This is a genomic window from Streptomyces sp. NPDC026673, assembly GCF_040638135.1.
In the GTDB taxonomy this organism is placed as follows: domain Bacteria; phylum Actinomycetota; class Actinomycetes; order Streptomycetales; family Streptomycetaceae; genus Actinacidiphila.
Genome location: NZ_JBEZXR010000155.1, coordinates 1 through 6,518, shown reverse-complemented (window position 1 = coordinate 6,518; position 6,518 = coordinate 1). Strand labels below are relative to the sequence as shown.

The 6,518-nt window shown below is 72.9% G+C and carries 6 protein-coding genes, 1 tRNA gene and 1 pseudogene; 1 reads left to right on the top strand and 7 read right to left on the bottom strand.

The genetic code is table 11. From position 1 onward, the window contains the following. Window positions 1-85: 85 nt before the first annotated feature. The 3 genes from AB0F62_RS42255 to AB0F62_RS42245 form a co-directional block, all read right to left on the bottom strand. Window positions 86-1,027 carry a PAC2 family protein gene (locus AB0F62_RS42255; protein WP_361812090.1) on the bottom strand — a complete coding sequence of 314 codons (942 nt, stop codon included), beginning with the start codon at window positions 1,025-1,027 and terminating at the stop codon, window positions 86-88. Window positions 1,028-1,156: 129 nt separating this feature from the next. Beyond that, entirely contained in the window at window positions 1,157-2,218 is a 1,062-nt protein-coding gene (locus tag AB0F62_RS42250) for a hypothetical protein (RefSeq protein ID WP_361812087.1), read from the bottom strand. 97 nt (window positions 2,219-2,315) lie between these two features. Next, window positions 2,316-2,987, bottom strand: coding sequence for a FadR/GntR family transcriptional regulator (locus tag AB0F62_RS42245; protein ID WP_361812084.1), 672 nt, complete (start codon window positions 2,985-2,987; stop codon window positions 2,316-2,318). A gap of 458 nt (window positions 2,988-3,445) precedes the next feature. Between AB0F62_RS42245 and AB0F62_RS42240 the strand changes: the two genes are divergently transcribed. After that, window positions 3,446-4,708, top strand: coding sequence for an MFS transporter (locus AB0F62_RS42240; protein ID WP_361812081.1), 1,263 nt, complete (start codon window positions 3,446-3,448; stop codon window positions 4,706-4,708). A 73-nt stretch (window positions 4,709-4,781) separates the two neighbouring features. On the opposite strand, the gene AB0F62_RS42235 is transcribed toward AB0F62_RS42240, so the two are convergent. The 4 genes and pseudogenes from AB0F62_RS42235 to AB0F62_RS42220 all read right to left on the bottom strand — a co-directional run. After that, a tRNA-Pro gene (locus tag AB0F62_RS42235) sits at window positions 4,782-4,855 on the bottom strand. A 64-nt stretch (window positions 4,856-4,919) separates the two neighbouring features. Further along, entirely contained in the window at window positions 4,920-5,681 is a 762-nt protein-coding gene (locus AB0F62_RS42230) for a ferredoxin reductase (protein WP_361812078.1), read from the bottom strand. Further along, window positions 5,674-6,297, bottom strand: coding sequence for a sulfite oxidase-like oxidoreductase (locus tag AB0F62_RS42225; RefSeq protein WP_361812076.1), 624 nt, complete (start codon window positions 6,295-6,297; stop codon window positions 5,674-5,676). Before AB0F62_RS42225 ends, AB0F62_RS42230 begins: the two co-directional genes overlap by 8 nt. Continuing rightward, window positions 6,294-6,518, bottom strand: a pseudogene (locus tag AB0F62_RS42220) (amidohydrolase); the annotation flags it as partial. The gene AB0F62_RS42225 and the pseudogene AB0F62_RS42220, both read right to left, overlap by 4 nt.

The following is a 6,518-nucleotide window of genomic DNA, read 5'->3' as shown; positions in this document are numbered from 1 at the left end:
GGCGGCCGGGCCGTTCGCGGTCGGGGGCCGCCCCCTGTGCGGGGCGGCGGCCGGGCCGTTCGCCGTGACGTGGGTGCCGCTCGGGTCACTCCCCGTCGGCGCCGCCGTCGTCCTTCCCGTCCCGGTCGTCCTTGGGCTTCGGCGAGATGTCCCGCAGGTAGGGCCCCGCGTCCGACTCGCCCGCCTGCGGGTCGCGGCGCCGCAGGTAGCGCTCGAACTCGCGGGCGATGGCCTCGCCGGAGGCCTCCGGCAGCTCGGCGGTGTCGCGGGCCTCCTCGAGCGTCTGGACGTACTCGGCGACCTCGCTGTCCTCGGCCGCGAGCTGGTCCACCCCGACCTGCCAGGCGCGCGCGTCCTCCGGCAGCTCGCCGAGCGGGATCCGCAGGTCCAGCAGGTCCTCCAGGCGGTTCAGCAGGGCCAGCGTCGCCTTGGGGTTCGGCGGCTGCGACACATAGTGCGGCACGGCCGCCCACAGGCTCACCGCCGGGATGCCGGCGTGGGTGCAGGCCTCCTGGAGGATGCCGACGATGCCGGTGGGGCCCTCGTAGCGGGACTCCTCCAGGCTGAGCGCGGTCGCCAGGTCCGGATCGGAGGTGACGGCCGTCACCGGCACCGGACGGGTGTGCGGGGTGTCGCCCAGGAGGGCGCCCATCACCACCACCATCTCGATGCCCAGCTCATGGGCGAAGCCCAGGATCTCGTTGCAGAAGGAGCGCCAGCGCATGCTGGGCTCGATGCCCCGTACCAGGACGAGGTCGCGTGGTTTGGGGGTCTCGATGCGGATGACGGACAGCCGCGTGGTGGGCCAGGTGATCCGTCGCGTGCCGCCGTCCATCCAGACCGTGGGACGGTTGACCTGGAAGTCGTAGTAGTCCTCGGCGTCCAGCGCGGCGAACACCTCGCCCTTGAACTCCCGGTCCAGATGCCCGACCGCGGCGGAGGCGGCGTCCCCGGCGTCGTTCCAGCCCTCGAACGCGGCCACCATGACCGGGTCGATCAGCTCGGGAACCCCCTCGAGCTCGATCACCCAGCGCCTCCTTCCGGCCGGAAGGGGGATGGTGCCACCCCCACCGGCTGCCGTTCCTTCGCGTGCTGCACCAGCCTACGGCTTCACGAGGCAGGTGCCGCCGCCTTCGTAGGGGGATGATCCCCAGAGTCATCGGAGGTACGCGTCCGGTCGGCCACCGCTCCACGCGGAGCGGTAGGCGGCCCAGTCCGCCGGGGTCGCGGCGAAGTCGACGTACAGGGCGAGTCCGAAGCGCTCGCGGGAGGGCGCCTCGCGGGCGAGGCCGAGGCGGGCGCCGCGCACGGCGGCCGTCACGGTCTCCGCCCAGGCGTGCCGGCCGATGTTGTTGGTGTGGTAGCCGGGCAGTCCGACGAGCAGATCGGTGCCCGCGGGCGTCACCTCCAGGGCGAGCGCGGTCTGCTGGGCCACGTAGCCTCCGTAGAGGCTCTCCATCGGGAGGGCGGTGTCGTAGGTCATCATCGCGACCTGGTCCACGCGCCGGGCCACCTCCCCGAAGTACCGCTGCGACCACCACTTGGGGTGGTTGAACAGCGGGCCGCTCACCGAGTGCAGGGAGGGCAGCGGGTCGATCTGGTGCGTCGCGACCGACAGGGGCACGCCGCGGGCCGCGGTGAGCCGGTGCACGGAGTCCAGCAGCGCGAGGAAGCCGCGGTCGTCGGAGTACATCGGCTCCAGGTCCAGGTGGACCCCCTCGAACCCGGCCGCCAGAACCTGGGCGGCGCTGTCGCGTACCCGGGCACGGGTCGCCGGGTCGTCCAGGTGCAGGCCCTTCGAACCGTCGTGCGAGAGGACCTGGCCGAGCCATGCCTGGACGCGTACCCCGGGCAGCGCGGTGCGCATCTCGCGGAGCATGTCCCGCGCGCCCGGATAGAGCCCCGCGTCGAGGCGGCCGTCGAACTCCAGCGGTCCGGTGTGCACATACAGGTCCCGGGTCCCGCTGCCGCGCAACTCCCCGGCCAGCGCGGCCAGGTCGGCGCCGTCGCGCTCTCCGTCGACCCATGCGTGCCCGAGCCACACCGCGTTGCGATCACGGTTGGCGCCGGCGCCGGAGGGGTCGCCGGCGTACTCCAGGCGCAGGGCGGCCCCGGCGGCCAGTACCGGGAGCAGGACGGCGAGGCAGACGAGCAGCGCGCAGCGGCGCAGCGTACGGGCCGTGGGGCGGCGCAGGCGCAGCCTGAAGCGTGGATTCATCCGATCCCTCTTTTCGATCACTCTTACGAAGGACCGGACGCACCCCGGCACGGGGCGGTTCGCCCGCCGGCGGGATCCCGCGGGAACCCGCCGGGTCTCAGAGCGTGGAGCGCAGCCACTGCTCCACGCTCGCGATGTGTACCGTCGCCCAGGACCGTGCCGCCTCCGCGTCCCGGTCCCGCAGCGCGGACAGGATCGCGCGGTGCTCGTGCAGGGTGCGGCTGACCGCGTCCTCCTGCGTCAGTCCGCGCCAGATGCGGGCCCGCGTGGTCGGCCCGGACAGCCCGTCCAGCAGCGAGCACAGCACCGAGTTCCCCGACGCCTGGACGATGCCGCGGTGGAACTCCAGGTCGCACGCGACCAGTTCCTCCACCGACGGCTGCGGCCCCAGCGCCTCCAACTGCTCGGTGAGCACGTCCAGTTGGGACTCGTCGATGCGCGCCGCGGCCATGGCCGTCGCCGCGGGCTCCAGGATCCGGCGCACGGCGAGGAACTCCAGGACGGTGTCGTCGCGGTGGAAGTCCACCACGAAGCTCAGCGCCTCCAGCAGCAACTGCGGGTCCAGGCTGGTGACGTAGGTGCCGTCGCCCTGCCGTACGTCCAGGATCCTGATCAGCGAGAGCGCGCGCACCGCCTCGCGCAGGGAGTTGCGCGACAGGCCGAGTTCCGCGGCGAGTTCGCTCTCCTTGGGGAGCCGGTCGCCCGGGCGCAGCGCACCGGAGACGATCATCCCCTTGATCTTCTCGATCGCCTCGTCGGTGACCGCCATGAGCCCCTCGCCTCCCCGGACATCCGATGTATCGGGCCATTATGCCGGTACTTCCGCGCGATCAGGAGCCCTGTCCCGGACCGCTGTGACGACCGCCCGCGGGTGCGGCCGAGTGCACGGCCGAGTGCGCGGCCGTCTGCGCGGACGCGACCATCTGTGTCCGCTGTACGGACAATGGTCCGGCTGTGTGTCACCGGGCGACACCCGGGGCGTGCGGAACGTCCGGTGTTCGCGCCGGGGAGCAGCGTGTTTTCTCCGGAGGGGTGCCCAAGGCCGTGTCGTCCGCATTGCGGCCGACGGTCTAAGCCCTGGTCAGAGGTGAAACCTCCGTCCTGCGCGGAGTATTGACAGCCCTTCTCGGGCCGCTCATCGTTACGCCAGCGTTTCCCGCGTTCGCTTGCCGGACAACCGTCCGCACACCGCGACCTCTCGGTCGCCGTCCCCGAAGGAACCCTCACGTGATAGACGGACCCGTCAGCACGGCCGCATCCTCCCCGCCGTCGTCCGGACCCCTGACGCGGGCCGGCGTCGCCGTCGGCTTCGCGGTGCTGTGCGTCTCGTACATGATCAACGCCATGGACCGGCAGGTCTTCTACCCCCTGCTGCCGGAGATCCGCGCCGAGTTCGGGTTCTCCCTCGAACAGGGCGGCCTGCTCGCGACCGGATTCACCCTCGGCATCGCCCTGGCCGGCCTGCCCGCCGGTTATCTGATGGACCGGCTGGCCCGCAAGACGATCGTGCTGGTCAGCATTGTGATCTACTCCCTCGGCACCCTGGCGATCCCGCTCGCCGCCGGTTTCGCCGACATGAGCGTCTACCGGCTGGTCTCCGGCGTCGGCGAGGGCATGCAGGCCACCGCCCTGTACGCGGTGGTCGGCGCCTACTTCTTCCACCGCCGGGCGGTCGCCGCCGGGGTCGTCGGCGTCGCCTTCGGCGCGGGCGTCTTCCTCGGCCCCCTCATCGGCAACGGCATCGCCGGGGCGTGGGGCGACTGGCGCGGCCCGTTCTACGTCTTCGCGGCCGCCGGCCTCGTCATCGCGCTGGCCATCGCCGGCACCGTCAGCCGGACGATGACCGAGGCGGTCACCGGCGCGAACGCGTCGGCGGGCGGCTACGACCACGTCCCCGCCAGCCCGTTCAACCGCAACACCCTCGGCATCGGCATCGCCTGCGCCGTCTCCGGCCTGGTCTTCTACGGATTCCTGGGGCTCTACCCCACCTTCCTGCGCGAGGAACTCGGGCTCGGCGCCGGGCAGGCGGCGCTGGCCGTCTCCTTCTCCGGCTTCGGCGCCATGATGGCGCTGCCGGCGGGCTGGCTCGGCGACCGCGTCGATCAGCGCAAACTGCTGGCGGCGGGCTTCGTCGGCACCTCCCTCACCGCGGCGCTCACCTACCAGTACGCCACCTCGGCCCCCGCCCAGTACGTGCTGGCCTTCCTCATGGGCGCCTTCGCCAGCGGCATCCTCTTCACCAACTGCACCACCGCGATGCAGCGCGCGGTCCGCCCCCGGCACGTCGGGCGGGGCTCCGGGCTGTTCATGCTGACGTACTACGTGGCCGCCGCCTTCTCCGGACTGCTCTTCGCCCGGCTGGTGGACGGCCTCGGCTGGGGTGGTGCGGGCCTCTGGCAGCTCACCGTCCTGCCCCTGCTGGGCCTGGCCGGCCTCACGCTGGTCGACACCTCCAGGATGGTCGTGCCGCGCCGCGCCTCCGCCGGCTAGCCACCTTCGCCCGGACATGCCGGAGGCCGTTTCCCCGAAGCGGAGAAACGGCCTCTGACCTGCTAAAACACCGTCGGGACGACAGGATTTGAACCTGCGACCCCTTGACCCCCAGTCAAGTGCGCTACCAAGCTGCGCCACGTCCCGGTGCCGACCCCCGGAGCGATGCCCCGGAAGATCACGTAAGAGGAGGATACCCGAACCTCGCTGATCAGCCGAATCGCTCGATCCGGATCCGGTCGAGCGGCTGCCCCGCCTCCGCCAGCAGACGGGACGCGTGCTCGGCGAAGCCGTTGCCGCCGCACACATACGCCTCCCAGCCGCCGGGCGGCGGATCGGCGAGGTACGGCGCCAGATGCGCCGCGGTGAGGCGGCCCTGGGAGCGGGTGAGCAGCACGGAGGTCTCCGCCCCGTACTCGTCCGCGTAGATCAGGTCCTCGCGGGTGCGCGCCGAGACGACCAGCCGCAGCGGCACGTCCAGGCCGCGCAGCCGGCGGTGGCGCACCATCGACATCAGCGGGACGACGCCCGATCCGGCGCCCAGCAGCAGCGCCGGATGGTCGCCGGTCCAGGCGAAGAAGCCGCTGTGCGGGCCGCGGACCTCGACCGTGTCGCCGGGCCTCGCGACGGTGTGCAGGTGCCCGGAGACCTCCCCGCCGGCCACGTGGTCGAGGGTCAGCTCGATCCGGCCGGAGTCGTCCGGGGCGGAGGCGACCGAGTAGTTGCGCTGCGCCGTGTAGCCGTCCGGGGCGGTGAGGCGCAGCGTCAGGTACTGGCCGGGCAGATGCCCCGCCCAGCCGGGCACCGCGAGCCGGAAGGTGGATGTGCGCGGGGTCTCGCGGCGGATCTCCGAGATCACCGCGCGCCGCCAGAGCGCGGACGCGGACTCGGGCACCGCGATGCGGCCGGGGACGGCGAACCGGGTCGGCGGGACGAACGCCGGGGCGGGCGCGGGGGTGACGAGGTCAGTCATGGGCGTAGCGCTGCTCCTGCCAGGGGTCGCCCCGGTGGTGGTAGCCGTTCTGCTCCCAGAAGCCGGCCTCGTCGTGGTCGAGCAGGCGCAGGCCCGCGATCCACTTCGCGCTCTTCCAGAAGTACAGATGCGGCACGATCAGCCGGGCCGGGCCGCCGTGTTCGGGGGCGAGCGGCGCGCCGTCGTACTCCCAGGCGATCCAGGCGCGGCCGCCGGTGACATCGGCCAGCGGCAGGTTGGCGGCGTAGCCGGTGTGGGACCAGGCGACGACGTGGGTGGCGGCGGGGGAGGGGCGCACCGTCTCCAGGAAGGCGTCGACCGAGACCCCGCCGAAGCGCACACCGAACTTCGACCAGCCGGTCACGCAGTGGATGTCGCCCCGGAACTCCGAGCCCGGCAGGGCGTGCGCCTGCTCCCAGTCCCAGGTGCGCGGGCGGTCCACCAGCCCGTCCACCCGGAACGTCCACTCCTCGGCCGACAGCGCGGGCGTGACCTCGGCGGAGAGGACCGGCCAGGTGTCGCGGGCGTCGTACTGGCCGGGCGGCAGCCGCGGGTCGCGGTCGTCGGCGCGGCTGCGGCCGGTGAAACCGCGGGTGGGTTCGACGGCGGAGCTCACGCGGGGTGCTCCCGCTCCAGCGCCTCCAGCTCGCGCAGCGCGGCCGGTTCGTCGAGGGTGAGCAGCACCCGGTCGCGCATGAGGACCCGGCCGTCGACGACCGTGTCCCGGACGTCCGCCGCGGCCGCCGCGTACGCCAGCATCGACCACGGGTCGTGGCGCGGCGTGAGGTGCGGGCCGCCGAGGTCGAGGACGGCCAGGTCGGCGCGCTTGCCCGGCTC

What these genes read in the sequence shown, in the direction of transcription:
- AB0F62_RS42250 (WP_361812087.1), bottom strand. Translation starts at nt 2,218, where the DNA reads ATGAATCCACGCTTCAGGCTGCGCCTGCGCCGCCCCACGGCCCGTACG.
- AB0F62_RS42245 (WP_361812084.1), bottom strand. Translation starts at nt 2,987, where the DNA reads ATGGCGGTCACCGACGAGGCGATCGAGAAGATCAAGGGGATGATCGTC.
- AB0F62_RS42230 (WP_361812078.1), bottom strand. Translation starts at nt 5,681, where the DNA reads ATGACTGACCTCGTCACCCCCGCGCCCGCCCCGGCGTTCGTCCCGCCG.